The organism is Tepidimonas sediminis (assembly GCF_007556605.1).
In the GTDB taxonomy this organism is placed as follows: domain Bacteria; phylum Pseudomonadota; class Gammaproteobacteria; order Burkholderiales; family Burkholderiaceae_C; genus Tepidimonas; species Tepidimonas sediminis.
In genome coordinates this window covers 27,841-43,058 of record NZ_VJND01000014.1, presented here as the reverse complement: position 1 = coordinate 43,058, position 15,218 = coordinate 27,841, and the positions used below count along the sequence as shown (strand labels likewise).

Sequence of the window (15,218 nt, the reverse complement as noted above, 5' to 3'; positions counted from 1 at the left end):
AACCACGTCCCGGCCGCACGGATCGGCGCGCGGCAATCCTCTACGATTGGCGCCCGTGACGGCCTTTTCCTTCCCTGAGACCGCCGGACTGCGCATCGTCCAGGCCGACCGCATCGAGACGCTGCTGCAGCGCGCCGCGGCCGAGGCCGCCGACGCGCAGGCGGCGCAGCCGCTCCAGCCGCAGCGCTGGCTGGTGGCCAGCCACGGCATGGCGCAGTGGGTGCAGCAGGCGCTGGCGCAGCGCGACGGCGTCTGCGCGGGGCTGGAGTTCCTGTTGCCGGCGCAGTGGCTGTGGCAGACCTACCGCGCCGTGCTGGGCGAGGCGGCGGTGCCGGATGAGGCGCCGCTGGACCGCGGCCCGCTGCGCTGGCGCCTGTGGCGGCTGCTGCCGACGCTGGCGCAGGCGGCGGACGCGGCGGTCTTCGCCCCGCTGATCCACTACCTGGGCGATGGCGACCCGCTGCGGCGCGCGCAGCTGGCGCGGCGCGTGGCGGACCTCTTCGACCAATACCAGATCTACCGGCCCGACTGGCTGGCCGACTGGGCCACCGGGCACGACCGCCTGCGCGACGCCGAGGGCCGCGTGCGCGAAGTGCCCGACGACGAGCGCTGGCAGCCGGCGCTGTGGCGGCTGCTGCGCGCGGATGCCGAAGCGCAAGGGCACCGCTGGGCCAGCCGTGGCGACATCCACGCCGCGTGGCTGGATCGGATGCGCGCCGCGCAGGTCTGCCCGCTGCCGGCGCGCGAGCCGCCGCGCCTGACGGTGTTCGGCGTCAGCGCCCTGACGCCCGACGTGCTGCAGGCGCTGCAGGCGGTGGCGCGCTGGCGCGACGTGGCGGTCCATGTGCTGAACCCGGCGCGCACCGACTGGTTCGACCGCGACGGTGCGCGCACCGGCCACCCCCTGCTGGCGGCCTGGGGCCGGCAGGGGCGCGAGTTCATCGCCGGGCTGCAGGCGCTGGCCGCCGAGGAACCGCCCGCCGGTCTGGCCCCGGTGACGCTGGACGACGCCTGGGACGACGAGCCCGCCGACGACGCCGCCCCGCCGCACCTGCTGGCGCAGCTGCAGGACGACCTGCGGCACGGCCGCGCGCCGGGCGAGCGCGCATGGCCGCCGCTGGATCCGGCGCGCGACGGCTCGCTGCGGCTGCACGTCTGCCACACCCTGCTGCGCGAGGTGGAGGTGCTGCACGACCAGGTGCTGGCCGCGCTGCAGCGCGACCCGACGCTGCAGCCGCGCGACATCGCCGTCTTCGCGCCCGACATCGCCGCCTACGCGCCGCTGGTGCATGCGGTCTGGGGCAGCCTGCCGCCTGACGACCCGCGCCGCATTCCCTACCAGATCGCCGACGTCGAGGACGACACCGCCGCGCGCCTGCGCGAGCTGCTGCGCGCCCTGCTGCACCCCGAGGCGCTGCGCCTGAGCGGCAGCGAGGTGCTCGACTGGCTCGACATCCCGGCGGTGGCGCGCGCCTTCGGCCTGGCGGCGGACGACCTCGACACGCTGCGCACGTGGCGGCGCGAGGCCGCCATCCGCTGGGGCCTGGACGGCGCGCACCGCCAGCGCCTGGGTCTTGCAGCAGAAGGCGGCGCGCTGGCCGAACGCTACACCTGGCGCGAGGGGCTGCAGCGCCTGTGGCTGGGCGCGCTGCTCGGCGCCGAGGACGAGCCGTGGCAGGACCGCCTGCTGCCGGCGCGCGGCGTGGCGGTGCTGCAGGGCGAGCTGCTGCACCGGCTGCAGACCTTCATCGACGCCGTGGCGACGTGGACCGCGCGCCTGGCCGAACCCACGGACGCCGCCGGGTGGGGACAGCGGCTGCACGCGCTGCTGGCGCAGTTCCTGCAGCCGGCGGCGGACGACGTGGAGGGGACGCTGGCGGTGGCGCGGCTGCGCGCCGCAGCGGATCGCTGGGCGCGGCAGGCGACGGAAGCCGGCACGGAGCCGATCCCGGCCGCCGTCGTCGCCGACACGTGGCTCGCGCTGGCCGGCGGCGGCGGCGCGCCAGCCCGCTTCCTCGCCGGCGGGGTGACGTTCGCGACGCTGCTGCCGATGCGCGCGGTGCCGTTCCGCCACCTCTACCTGCTCGGCCTGCACGACGGCAACTTCCCGCGCCGGCCGCAGGGCGACACGCACGACCTGATGGCCGCCGTGCCGCGCCCCGGCGACCGCCTGCGCCGGCATGAGGACCTCTACCTGCTGCTGGAGGCGGTGCTGTCGGCGCGCGACCACCTTGGCATCTCGTGGCTGGGCCGTCACCCGGTGGACGACACCGAGCGCCAGCCGGCGCTGCCGGTGGCCCAGCTGCGGCACCACCTGAACCGCCAGTGGCGGCTGGCGCCGCGCCTGCAGGGTGACGTGGCCGCGGCGCTGACGCGCGCGCACCCGCTGCACCCGTTCGACCCCGCCAACTTCAGCCCGGCGCCGGCGGCCGACGGTGCCGCCCCTCTGCTTGCGGGCGCGTTCAGCTACGCGCGGGAGTGGCTGGCCACTTGCGGGGCCGCCCCGGAACCCGCCACCCTGCGCGCTGCGCCAACCATCCTGCCGCGCCCGGACGAGCCGATCCCGGTGACGGTGGCGGCGCTGGCCGAGCTGCTGCACGACCCCGCGCGCGCCTACGCGCGCCAGCGCCTGGGGCTGGCGCTGCCACGCGACGACGAGGCCGACGACGACACCGAACCGTTCGAACCCGACCGCCTGCAGCAGTGGCGCACGCGGCTGGCGTGGGTGAACGCGGTGGTGGACGCAGCCTTGGCCGGCGCCGACGACGTCGCCGCGCAGGCCGCCGCCCGGCGCGCGCGCCGCCGCGCCGAGCTGGCCGGCGACTGGCCGGACGGTGCCGCCGGGTCATGGCGCGCACGCGACTGGGAAGAGGCGATCCAGCGGGTCTGGCAGCACGCCCGGGAACTGGCCGTGCGCCGCCCCCACCCGGTGGCCGAGCGGGCGCGGCTGGAGACGACGCTCGTGCTGCCGGATGGCCCGACGCTTGCGATCCGCGACGTGCTGCCGGCGCTGCGGCGCGGCGACGACGGCGCGCTGGCGCGGCTGGTGACGCTCGGCAGCGCCCTCGTCGAAGGCAAGAAGGCCGACTCCGGACATTACGTGCTGCACCGGCTGCTGCGCGCCTGGGTCGAGCACGTCGCGCTCAACGTCGCGCTTGGCCCCGTGACGAGCTGGATCGCCACCCCCCTGGGCGTCGGGCGGATGCGGCCGCTGGCGCCGCAGACCGCCAACGCCGTCTGGACGACGCTGGGGCAGGCGTGGCACGCTGGCCTGCACGGCCCCGCCCCGCTGCCGCTGCCGCGCCACGCCGCCGCGGCCTACTGGGGCAAGCTGCGCGGCAAGGACGCCGACCCCGCCGCGGCGTGGGAAGACGCCCGCAAGGCCTACGAAAGCGACCATGGGCAGGCCAAGGAGCCGCTGTGGCGGCGCCACTACCCGACGTTCGAGGCGCTGGCCGGCCCGCGCGACGCGCACGCGCAAGGGGCCTTCGCGCGCTGGACGCAGGCGCTGCTGGCGCCGCTGCACGCGCACTTGGCCAGCGGCCACGGCGACGGCGCCCCCTCCGCCGAGGAGACCGCCGCATGAGCGCTGACCTGCCCGAACTGGACGTGCTGACCCTGCCGCTCAAGGGCAGCCAGCTGATCGAGGCCAGCGCCGGCAGCGGCAAGACCTGGACGATGGCGCTGCTGGCGGTGCGGCTGGTGCTGGGCGCGCCGCCTGATGAGGCCGGGCTGCCGCCGCTGTCGCCGCGGCAGATCCTGGTCGTGACCTTCACCGACGCCGCCACGCAGGAACTGCGCAGCCGCATCCAGGCGCGCCTGCTGCAGGCGGCCGCGGTCTTCGGCGGCGAGGCGCTCGACCCGGACGATGCGGCGGTCGAACGGCTGCTCGAGCTGCGCGCGCGTTACCCGGCAACCGCATGGCCGGCGCTGGCCCGCCACCTGACCGAGGCCGCCGACGCGCTGGACGAGGCGCCGATCAGCACCCTGCACGGCTGGTGCCAGCGCATCCTGCGCGAGCAGGCGCTGCTCAGCGGCGAGCCGTTTGCGCCGCGCATCCTGCAGGACACCGCCGTGCTGCGCCGCGAGGTGGTGCGCGACTGGTGGCGGCTGCACGTGCTGCCGCTCGATGAAACCGCCGCCGCGGCGGTGCTGGAGGTCTGGGACTCGCCGGACGAGCTGGACCAGTCGATCAAGGGTCTGCTCGAGCACGCCGAGCTGTGGGCGGCGCAGGATCCGGGCCTGCCCACGCGCAGCCTGCCCGAGGTGCTGCGGCGGGCCGAGGCCACGCGCGCGCAGGCGCTGGCGGCGCTGAAGGCCCCGTGGCCGGCGTGGGTCGACGAGGCCGAGAAGGTGCTGGCGCAGCACGACCTGATCAGGCATGTGAGCCGTCAACAGGCCACGGTACGGCGCTGGTTCGAGAAGCTGCGTCAATGGGCGCTCGATCCGGAATCAAGCGATCCAGGACTGAAAACCACCGATGCCTACAAGCGCCTGACCCTGGAACACTTGCGCGGCAATGCCGGCCCCCTGCCTCGTGAGGTCGAGACGCTGCCACTGCTGCGCGAGCTGCCCGAACTGAAAGCGCGGCTGGCCGCCCTGCCCGGCATGCGCGGGGCGCTGACGCGCCACGCCGCGGTGTGGGTGGCGCAGCGCCTGCGCGCGCAGCTGCGCGCCGCCGAGCAGCTCACCTTCGACGAGATGCTGCGCCGCGTGGACGAGGCGCTCGCCGGTCCGCAGGGCGCGGCGCTCGCCCAGCGCCTGCGCCAGCAGCAGCCGGTGGCGCTGGTCGACGAGTTCCAGGACACCGACCCGCGCCAGTGGCGCATCCTGCAGGCCATCTACCGGCCCGAGCGGCCGCCCCCCGGCACCGCGCTGCTGCTGATCGGCGATCCCAAGCAGGCCATCTACGCCTTCCGCCACGCCGACATCCACAGCTACCTGCAGGCGCGCGCCGCCTGCGCCGGGCGCATCTGGTCGCTGGCGGTCAACCACCGCAGCAGCACGGCGATGGTGCAGGCCGTCAATGCCCTGTTCGGCCACGCCGAGCGCACGCTGCCGGACGGGGCGTTCGGCTTTGCGCGCGCTGGCGTGCAGCCGGTGCCGTTCCTGCCGGCGCAGCCGCACGGCCAGCCCGAGCGCTGGCGCGACGACGAGGCCGAAAGCGCCGCGGCGCTGACCTTCGCGCTGTGGCAGCCCGAATCCGACAAGCCCTCGCGCGGCGACGTGCTGGAGCGCCTCGCGGCCGCCTGCGCGGCCACGGTGGCGCGGTGGCTCGAGGGCTCGGCGGCGGGGCGTTGCGGCTTCGAGCGCGACGGGCGGCTGCGCCCGCTGCAGCCGCAGGATCTGGCCATCCTCGTCAACGACGGCAAGGAGGCGCAGGCGGTGGCGCGCGCGCTGCGCCGGCATGGACTCGCCAGCGCCTACCGGTCCGAGAAGACCTCGGTGTGGGACGGCCCCGAGGCCGACGACCTGCAGGCGTGGCTGCACGCCTGCGCCCATCCGCACGACCGCGACGCCATCGCCCACGCGCTGCTGACGCCGGCCCTGGGGCTGGATGCGGCCGCGCTGGCCGCCCTGCTGCGCGACGAGGACGCCTGGGACGCGACGCTGGAGCGCTTCGCGCGCTACCACGCGCTGTGGCAGCGCCACGGCGTGCTGGCGGCGGTGCGCGCGCTGATGCACGACTTCGGCGTCGCCGCGCGGCTGCTGGCCCGCCCCGCCGACCACCCGAGCCCCGGCGCACGCGCGCTGGCGGATCTGCTGCACATGGCCGAATGGCTGCAGCAGGCCGCGCGCCAGCGCGGCCGCGGCGGGGTGGAGACGACGCTGGCCCTGCTGCGCTTGGCGCGGCAGGAAGGCGCCGCCCCCTCCTCCGCCGGCGACGACCCGACGCTGACCGGCGCGGAGCGCCGCCTCGACGGCACGCCGCAGGCCATCCCCGTCATCACCGTGCACAAGGCCAAGGGGCTGCAGTTTCCGCTCGTGCTGCTGCCGTTTGCCGGGCGCGCCCGCCCGCTGACCGACAAGTGGAACCGCCCCGACGTGCTGCGCTGGCACGACGACGCGGGCCGCGCGCACGTGAGGCTGCCGGACGACGGCGAGCCATGGCTGCAGGCGCTCGAGCGCGCCGAGCGCGAACGCCTGCTGGAGGACACGCGCAAGCTCTACGTCGCGCTGACACGCGCGGTGCACCTGACCTGGGTCGGCGTGGCGCTGGAGCCGGGCCTGGCGTCCAGCGCGCTGGCGCGCCTGCTCGGGCTGCAGGGAGTGGATGCCGCCACGCTGGCCGAGCGGATGCCAGAGCGGCTGCAGACGCTGGCGCAGGCAAGCGGCGGCACGGTCGCCTGCACCCGGCTGCCCGACGACGAGGCGGCCCCAGCCGTGCCTGACCACACGGCAGCGCCAACGCGCCCCGCCGTCCGGGCGCACGTCGCGCGCCCGCGCGGCGGCCCGCCGTGGTGGATCGCCAGCTACAGCGCCCTGGCGCGCGCCGCGCACGACGCCCCGGCCGGCGCCGACGCCGCCACCGAGGCGCACGTCGGCGACGACGATCCCGGCGCTTCCGACCCCGACGCCATTGGTCTGCGCGACCAGGCTGCCGCCACCGCACCCTGGCACCGCTGGCCGCGCGGCGCGCAGCCCGGCGTGGCGCTGCACGCGCTGCTGGAAGCCTGCCAGCGCCACGGCTGGCCCGCGGGCGCCCCGGATGCCCTGCAGCCGCTGGCGCAGCGCACGCTGCAGGGGCTTGGCTGGGCGGCGGAGCGCCTGCCGGCCGACGCCGAGGATCTGGCGCGCTGGGCGCACGCCATCGGCGAGGCCGCGCTGCCCTTGCCCGGCAGCCCGGGCGTGCGGCTGCGCGACCTCACGCACGCCGAGCCGGAGGTGCCGTTCTGGCTGCGCATCGACGCCGCCGCCGAGGCGCGCGCGCTCGACCGTCTGCTGCTCGCCCACGTCGCGCCGGGCCAGCCGCGCCCGGCGCTGGCCGCCGTCACGCTGCACGGGATGCTGAAAGGCTTCATGGACCTGGTCTTCGAACACGATGGGCGCTACTGGGTGCTGGACCACAAGTCCAATGCGCTCGGGCCCGACGACGCCGCCTACCCCACCGCGGCGGTGCAGGCCGAGGTGCTGCGCCAGCGCTACGACGCGCAGGCGGCGCTGTACCTGCTGGCGCTGCACCGCTGGCTGGCGCAGCGGCTGGGACGGCGCTACGAGCCGGCGCGGCATCTGGGCGGGGCGCTGTGCGTGTTCTGGCGCGGCGTGGCCGCCCCCGGCGCCGGCGTCTGGCATCTGACCGAACCGTGGCCGCTGGTGCGGCGGCTCGAGGCCCTGTTCACGGGCGCGGAGGTGACGGCATGACCACGCCGCGCCCCGAGCTCGAAGCCTGGCTGCAGCTCGGCCTGCAGGCCGGCGAGCTGCGCCCGGCGGAGGCGACGCTGGCACGCCAGGCCGCCGCGCTGTGCCCGCAGGCAAGCCTGGAGGCGCTGCTGGCCACCGCGCTGCTGATGCGCCGCGCCGCCGACGGCCACGTCGCCTGGCGCTGGGCCGAGGCCCGCCCCGACGACGCCACCGGCCCGTGCGCGCGCTGGCTGCTGCAGCGCCTGCACGCCGACGGGCCCGCGGCGCTGCACGGCCCCGGCTGGGTCGGCGCGGGCGCGCCGCTGACCCCGGTCGTGGCCAGCGGCGGCGTGCTCTACCTGGGCCGCCACTACCGGCGCGAGCGTGAGGTGGCGCAGGCGCTGGCGCGGCGGCTGACCGCAGCCGACGCACCCGCCGCCGACGCCGTGCGGCCGTGGATCGAGGCGCTGTTCGGCCCGCCGCCCACCGAGCCGGACGCGCAGCGGCTGGCCTGCGCGCTGGCGCTGCGGCAGCGGCTGGCGGTCATCACCGGCGGCCCCGGCACCGGCAAGACCACCACCGTCGCGCGGCTGCTGGCGCTGCTGCAGGGGCTGGCGCTGCAAGGCGGCGGCGCGCCGCTGGCCGTGGGCCTGGCGGCCCCCACCGGCAAGGCCGCCGCACGCCTCAGCGCCGCCCTCGGCGATGCCTGGCAACGGCTCGCCACCCGGTCGCTGCCGCTGCCATGGGCAAAGCTGCAGCCGCACCTGCCGCGCAGCGCCGTCACCGTGCACGCGCTGCTGGGCCAGCGGCCCGACGGCACGGGCGCGCGCCACGACGAGCGCCAGCCGCTGCCGCTGGACGCGCTGGTGGTCGACGAGGCGTCGATGGTCGATCTGGAGCTGCTGCACGCGCTGCTGCGCGCGCTGCCGCCGCAGGCGCGGCTGATCCTGCTTGGCGACCGCGACCAGCTCGCCTCGGTGCAGGCCGGCGCGGTGCTGGCGGAGCTGTGCGCGCACGCGCGCGAGGGCCGCTGGCACCCCGAAACGGGCGCTTGGCTCACCGCCGCCACCGGGCAGGCCCCGCCGACCGAATGGATCGACGCCGGTGGCGACGCGCTGGACCAGGCGGTGGCGATGCTGCGGCGCAGCCACCGCTTCGACGCCGGCGGCGCCATCGGCCGCTGGGCCGCCGCCGTGCGCGACGGGGACGAGGACGCCGTGCGGGCGCTGCTGCACGATCCCGGCGAGGGCGTCGGCGTCCACCTCGGCGCGCAGGCCGCCGACGGCTGGATGGAAGCCTGGCGCGCGGCGGTGACGCCATGGCTGCAGGCGGCGGCGCAGCCGCCGGCCGACGCCGACCCCGACGCCTGGGCCGCTGGCCTGCTGCGGCAGCAGGCGCGGCTGCAGGTGCTGGCGGCGCTGCGGCGCGGGCCGTGGGGCGTGGAGGGGCTGGATGCGCGCCTGCAGGCCGAGGCCGCGCGCCTGGCCCCGCACGCGCCCACCGGCCCGCACGGCCGCAGCGGCCAGCCGTGGCTGGTCACGCGCAACCAGCCGCGCCTGGGCGTCATGAACGGCGACCTGGGCCTGCTGCTGGCGCGGCCGCATGCCGACGGCACGCGGCGCTGGCGCCTGGCGCTGCCGGCGCCGCAGCGGCCGGGCGGCGTGCAGTGGGTCAGCGCCGGGCAACTGGCCGACACCGCGAGCGCTTGGGCGCTGACGGTGCACAAGTCGCAGGGCAGCGAATTCGACCACGTGGTGCTGGTGCTGCCGCCCGACGCCGACAGCCCCATCCTGACGCGGGAGCTGCTCTACACCGGCCTGACGCGCGCGCGCCGGCGGCTCACGCTCGTGCTGCCGGGCGGCGAGGCGACGCTGCGCGCGGCGCTGCGTCGCCGCACCGAACGCGACAGCGCCCTGCGCGCCGCGCTGCGGCAGGCGCTACCATAGGCAACGTCGACCGAACGATCGTTCGTGCGCGCCGACGGGCCGCCGCAGCCTGCGCGACCAAGCCGGCGCTTCCTCCGCCATGACCGCCCATCCACCCCTCATCGTCTTCTCGCACGCCAACAGCTTCCCCGCCGGGACCTACCGCATCCTGTTCGAGGCGCTGCGCGCGCGCGGCTGGCGCGTCGAGGCACTGGACAAGTTCGGCCACGACCCGCGCTACCCCGTCACCAGCAACTGGCCGCACCTGGTGCGCCAGCTGGCCGACTTCGTGGCACAGCAGGTGCGGCCCCAGGGCGAGCCGCTGTTCCTCGTCGGGCATTCGCTCGGCGGGTTCCTGAGCCTGATGGCCGCCGCGCTGCACCCGCAGCTGGGCGGCACGCCGGTGCGCGGCGTGGTGATGCTGGACTCGCCGGTGCTGGGCGGCTGGAAGGCGCGCGCGCTGGCCGCCGCCAAGCACACGCGGCTGATCGGCGCCGTCTCGCCCGGGCGCATCAGCCGCAAGCGGCGCAACCGCTGGGCCAGCGCCGCCGAGGCGCTGGAGCACTTCCGCCACAAGCGGGCGTTCGCGCGCTGGGATCCGCGCGTGCTGCAGGACTATGTCGCGCACGGCACCCACGACGAAGTCGGCCCGGACGGCAGCGTGCAGCGCGTGCTCAGCTTCGACCGCGACATCGAGACCGCGATCTACGACACCCTGCCGCACCACCTCGACCGCCTGCTGCGCCGTCACCCGCTGCGCTGCCCGGTGGCCTTCGTCGGCGGCACCGAGTCGGAGGAGATGCGCCGCGTGGGCCTGACGCTGACGCACAAGCTGTGCGGCCGCACGCCGTCGCCGCGGCTGCAGTTCCTGCCCGGCACGCACCTGTTTCCGATGGAGCTGCCGCAGGCCACCGCCGAGGCGATCGACCGCGCGCTGCGCGACTTCATGGCGTCCAGTCCACCCAGCCCAGCCAGCCGCTGAGCGCGATCAGCGCGCCAAAGCCGATGCGGTACCACGCGAACGGCACGAACGTGTGGCTGGCCACGTAGCGCAGCAGCCACTTCACGCACGCCCACGCCGAGGCGAACGACACCACCAGCCCCACCGCGAAGAACGGCACGTCGGCGGCGCTCAACAACGCACGGTGCTTGTAGAGATCGTAGGCCGCCGCACCGAACAGCATCGGGATCGCGAGAAAGAAGCTGAACTCGGTGGCGGCGCGGCGCGAGAAGCCCAGCGCCATCGCGCCGATGATGGTGGCACCGGAGCGGCTGACCCCCGGGATCAGCGCCAGGCACTGGATCAGCCCGACGCCCAGCGCATCGCGCCAGCCGATGGCGTCGACGTCGTCCAGCCGCGGCGGGCGGCGGCGCTGCCACGCCTCCACGACCAGCATCACCACGCCGCCGGCGACGAAGCCCGCCGCCACCACCCAGGCGTTGAAGAGATGCGCCTTGATCGGCCCGATGAACAGGAAGCCGGCCAGCGCCGCCGGAAGGAAGCCGATCAGCACGTTGGCCGTGAAGCGCTGCGCACGCCGCTGGCTGCCCAGCCCGGTCAGCGTGGCCAGCAGCCGCTGCCAGTACAGCCCGACGATGGCCAGGATCGCGCCGGTCTGGATCACCACCTCGAACACCTTGGTGCGCTCGTCCGGCAGGCCCAGCAGCGCCGCCGCCAGGATCAGGTGCCCGGTGGAGGACACCGGCAGAAATTCGGTCAGACCTTCGACCACCCCCATCAGGGCGGCCTTCAGCAGGAGCACGGGATCCATCGCGGGTCGGGCTGGACTGGACAGAGACCGCGCGAGTGTAGCGGCCCGCCGACGGCCGGCCGCCGGGCGGCTCCCTTGCCGCCGCGGTCAGTCGCGGTGGCGCCAGCCGCGCACCGGCCCCAGCCCGTACGGGTGGCCCCAGACGCCGGGGGCTGCCCATTCGCCATGGCGGTGGCCGCCGCCGTGGCCGTGGTGGTGACGGTGGTGCGGCCGCCGCGGCGTCTCCACCAGCACCACCGGCGGCGGGGCCATCCACGTCACCGTCGGGGCGACCCACGTCACCGGCGCCGGCACCACGACGGCCGGCGGCGACACCACCACCGGCGAGGCGACGATCACCGGTCGCGCGTTGCCCACCTGCACGCTCACGCCGGGTTGATGGATGCCCACCGACCAGACCAGATCGCCCGCCTGCGCCATCCCGGCGGCCGCCAGACCGACCGCGGCCAGCCAGGCCCGAGGCGCAAGCGCGCGGCCACGCCACCACGAGATCAGGATTCGCTTGCTCATGTCCCGCATTTCAGCACCGGATGGGGCTGCTGGGTACTGCCCCGCTGTATCGGCTGTAACGAGGTGTAAGCGCGCCGCCGCCCCTCCCGCCCGGCGGGCCGGGAGCGGCGCCACGCCCGACCCCGTAGAATCGCCTGAGGAGCCCCGCCAATGACAACCCCCTCGCGCCGCCCCGCCGACCCCGTCCAGGAATGGGCCGCGATTCTCGAGGCCACGCCGCCGGACGTGCGCCAGCGCGTCGCCGAGCTGGTCCAGCGCCACCGCGCCGCGCTGGCCGAGGCGTTCTACGCCGAGATGCTGGCGCACCCGCAGGCGCACGTGTTCCTGGACGCCCAGGTGGTGCACCAGCGGCTGCACGCCTCGATGCAGCGCTGGCTCGGCGAGCTGTTCGCGCCGCGCCAGCATGACGAGCTGGCCGCCATCGTCGCCCACCAGCGCCACGTCGGCGAGGTGCACGCGCGCATCCAGCTGCCGATGCACCTGGTGGCGCGCGGGGCGCGCTTCCTGAAGGGGCGGCTGCTGACCACGCTGCTGCAGGAGGGAGCCGACGCCAAACAGGCCGAGCGTGCGCTGCTCTACATCGGCGACCTGCTGGACCTGGCGCTGGAGCTGATGGCCGAGTCCTACGTGCGCGACACCCAGCGCGAGGCGCGCAGCGAGGAGGCGTTCCGCCTGCACGCGCTGACGCAGAACCTGCAGGTCGAGCGCGAGCGCCAGCGCTTCCTGCTGGCCAACTGGGGGCAGGAGGTGCTGTTCGCGCTGCACCGCGGCGGTGAGCCGCTGGTGCTGCCCACGCTGCGCGGCTCCGAGTTCGGGCTGTGGTTCATGCACAAGGGCAGCAACGTCTTCGAGGGGGCGCCCGAAGTCGACCTGGTGCTGCGTGGCATGGAGCGGGTGGACGGCACGCTGCTGCCGCAGCTGGCCGCCAGCACGGCCGGCGACCCCGCCCACCACCAGGCGCTGCTGCTGCAGCTGCAAAGCGAGCTGGACAACCTGCAGTACCTGGTGCAGATGCTGTTCGAGCGCCACGTGGAGCTGGAAAGCGGCCGCGACGCGCTGACGCGGCTGCTCAACCGGCGCTTCCTGGCGCCGATCCTGGCGCGCGAGATCCACCTGGCGCAGCAGCGCCGCATCCCCTTTGCGCTGCTGATGCTGGACATCGACCACTTCAAGCAGGTCAACGACCGCCACGGGCACGACGCCGGTGACGTCGTGCTGCAGCAGACTGCCGCGCTGCTGCTCAACCACGTGCGCTCCAGCGACTTCGTGTTCCGCTTCGGCGGCGAGGAGTTTCTCGTCGTGCTGGTGGACGTGCCGCCGGCGCAGGCCGCCGCGCAGGCCGACAAGCTGCGCCGGCGCATCGCCGCGCACCGCTTCGACCTGCCCAACGGCGTGACGCTGCAGCTGACCGCCAGCATCGGCGTGGCAGCCTGGAACGGCCATCCCGACTATCAGTACCTGATCCAGCAGGCCGATGCGGCCCTCTACGCCGCCAAGCGCGGCGGCCGCGACCGCGTCTGCGTCGCCGACGACGGGCCGGTGGCACAGGCCGCCGCTCCTACAATCGGGGCATGAGCGAGCACGCCCCGCACCCCCATTCCCACCACGCCGCCGCCAGCAGCAACTTCCTGCGCCAGATCATCGAGCGCGATCTGGCCGCCGGCCGTCACCAGGGCCGGCCATGGGGCGGCAGCCCGGGCGACGCCGACCACCACGCACGCGGCCTGCCCGACCCGGCGCGCATCCGCACGCGCTTTCCGCCGGAGCCCAACGGCTACCCGCACATCGGCCACGCCAAGAGCATCTGGATCAACTTCAGCCTGGCGCAGGAGTACGGCGGCGTGTGCCACATGCGCTTCGACGACACCAACCCCGAGAAGGAGGAGCAGGAGTACGTCGAGGCGATCCTGGACGCGGTGCGCTGGCTCGGCTGGAGCTGGCACGCCCATGGCACCGAGCACCTCTATTACGCCAGCGACTACTTCGACACCATGGCGCGCGCGGCGCGCTACCTGATCGAGACCGGCCACGCCTACGTCGACGAGCAGACACCGGAGCAGCTGCGCGCCACGCGCGGCACGCTGACCGAGCCCGGCACCGAAAGCCCCTGGCGCCACCGCCCGGTGGAGGAAAGCCTGCGCCGCTGGGAGGAGATGCTAGCCGGCCGGCACCCGGACGGCGCGATGGTGGTGCGCGCCAGGATCGACATGGCCAGCCCCAACCTCAACCTGCGCGACCCGGCCATCTACCGCATCAAGCACGCCGCCCATCACAACACCGGCACGCGCTGGTGCGTCTACCCGATGTACACCTTCGCGCACCCGATCGAGGACGCGCTGGAAAACATCACGCACAGCATCTGCACGCTGGAGTTCGAGGACCAGCGCCCGTTCTACGACTGGCTGCTGGCGCGGCTGGTGCCGCTGCTGCGCGCGCCGCAGTTCGCCCGTGCGCGCACGCGCATCGAGGGGCTGCGCGCGCAGGGCGTGGAGGCGGCCAAGGAATTCGCGCTGCGCTGCCACAACGCCGCCGCGCGGGTTGGCGCCAACACCGAGGCCGAGCGCAGCATGGCCGCGCTGTTCGCGCGCTGGGAACACGACCGCGACGCCGTCCTGCGCGACCTCGACGCCTTCTTCGAGCTGCTGCTGGCCGAGCTGCACCAGTTCACGCCGCTGCTGGCCGAGGCGCTCACCGCCTACGAGCCCGAGCCGTTCGACCTGCCGCACCAGTACGAATTCGCGCGCCTGAACCTGACCTACGTCGTCACCAGCAAGCGCAAGCTCAAGGCGCTGGTGGACGAGGGCGTGGTGGCCGGCTGGGACGACCCGCGCCTGCCGACCCTCGCCGGCCTGCGCCGCCGTGGCTACACGCCCTCGGCGATCCGCCTGTTCTGCGAGCGCACCGGCGTCAGCAAGGCCAACGGCTGGATCGACTACGGCACGCTGGAGGTGGCGCTGCGCGACGACCTGGAGGAGCAGGCCCCGCGCGCGATGGCGGTGCTCGACCCGCTGGAGCTGCGCCTGACCAACTGGGCCGAGGTGTTCGGCGACGAGCGGCACCGCGAGCCGTGCCGCGCCCCCGTGCACCCGCATCACCCCGGCTGGGGCGAGCGGGCGTTTCACCTCGGCCCGCGCGTCTGGATCGAGCGCGATGATTTCATGGAGCAGCCGCCCAAGGGCTACCACCGCCTCTATCCCGGCAACCGCGTGCGCCTGAAGTACGGCTACGTCGTCGAGTGCACCGGCTGCGAGAAGGATGCCGACGGCCGCGTCACCGCCGTGCTGGCGCGGCTGGTGCCCGACACCAAGAGCGGCACCCCCGGGGCCGATGCGGTCAAGGTCAAGGGCGTGATCACCTGGGTCGGCGCGGACGAGGCGGTGGCCGCCGAGATCCGGCTTTACGACCGCCTGTTCACCGACCCGCAACCCGACGCCGGCGGCAAGGACTTCAAGGCACTGCTCAACCCCGACAGCCTGCGCGTCGTGCGCGGCTGGGTCGAGCCGGGCCTGGGCGACGCCGCGCCGGAGCAGCGCTTCCAGTTCGAACGCCACGGCTACTTCGTCGCCGACCGCCTCGACCACCAGCCGGGCCGGCCGGTGTTCAACCGCATCGCCACGCTGAAGGACGGCTGGGGCGGGCGCTGACCGCCCGGGCGGGCCGCCCCACACAG

Annotated in this window: 8 protein-coding genes; 6 read left to right on the top strand and 2 right to left on the bottom strand. The window is 75.2% G+C overall.

Annotated elements, in window-relative coordinates; all coding sequences use genetic code 11:
- The first annotated feature begins 55 nt into the window (after nt 1–55).
- From Tsedi_RS10410 to Tsedi_RS10395, 4 genes are all read left to right on the top strand, one after another.
- A complete protein-coding gene (locus Tsedi_RS10410; protein ID WP_185970652.1) occupies nt 56–3,586 on the top strand; it encodes an exodeoxyribonuclease V subunit gamma in 3,531 nt (1,176 codons plus the stop codon).
- On the top strand, nt 3,583–7,362 hold the full coding sequence (gene recB / locus Tsedi_RS10405; RefSeq protein ID WP_185970651.1) for an exodeoxyribonuclease V subunit beta: 3,780 nt from the start codon (nt 3,583–3,585) through the stop codon (nt 7,360–7,362). The genes Tsedi_RS10410 and recB overlap by 4 nt, the downstream gene beginning before the upstream one ends.
- Nucleotides 7,359–9,287, top strand: a complete 1,929-nt coding sequence (recD, locus tag Tsedi_RS10400) for an exodeoxyribonuclease V subunit alpha (RefSeq protein ID WP_143896339.1) — start codon at nt 7,359–7,361, stop codon at nt 9,285–9,287. The genes recB and recD overlap by 4 nt, the downstream gene beginning before the upstream one ends.
- A gap of 79 nt (nt 9,288–9,366) precedes the next feature.
- Entirely contained in the window at nt 9,367–10,248 is an 882-nt protein-coding gene (locus Tsedi_RS10395; protein ID WP_143896337.1) for an alpha/beta hydrolase, read from the top strand.
- On the opposite strand, the gene Tsedi_RS10390 is transcribed toward Tsedi_RS10395, so the two are convergent.
- Together Tsedi_RS10390 and Tsedi_RS10385 are read right to left on the bottom strand one after the other, a co-directional pair.
- Nucleotides 10,211–11,038: an undecaprenyl-diphosphate phosphatase gene (locus tag Tsedi_RS10390; RefSeq protein WP_143896335.1), complete on the bottom strand. Its 828-nt coding sequence runs from the start codon at nt 11,036–11,038 to the stop codon at nt 10,211–10,213. The two genes, Tsedi_RS10395 and Tsedi_RS10390, sit on opposite strands and share 38 nt — an antisense overlap.
- Nucleotides 11,039–11,125: 87 nt before the next feature.
- Entirely contained in the window at nt 11,126–11,548 is a 423-nt protein-coding gene (locus tag Tsedi_RS10385; protein WP_143896333.1) for a hypothetical protein, read from the bottom strand.
- Nucleotides 11,549–11,698: 150 nt separating this feature from the next.
- On the opposite strand from Tsedi_RS10385, the gene Tsedi_RS10380 reads away from it, so the two are divergent.
- Both Tsedi_RS10380 and Tsedi_RS10375 read left to right on the top strand, forming a co-directional pair.
- Complete coding sequence (locus tag Tsedi_RS10380; RefSeq protein ID WP_143896331.1) at nt 11,699–13,123, top strand: diguanylate cyclase; 1,425 nt, start codon at nt 11,699–11,701, stop codon at nt 13,121–13,123.
- The gene (locus tag Tsedi_RS10375; RefSeq protein ID WP_143896329.1) at nt 13,120–15,192 is read left to right on the top strand and encodes a glutamine--tRNA ligase; all 2,073 of its coding nucleotides are present in this window, start codon (nt 13,120–13,122) and stop codon (nt 15,190–15,192) included. The genes Tsedi_RS10380 and Tsedi_RS10375 overlap by 4 nt, the downstream gene beginning before the upstream one ends.
- The last annotated feature ends 26 nt before the right edge of the window (nt 15,193–15,218 follow it).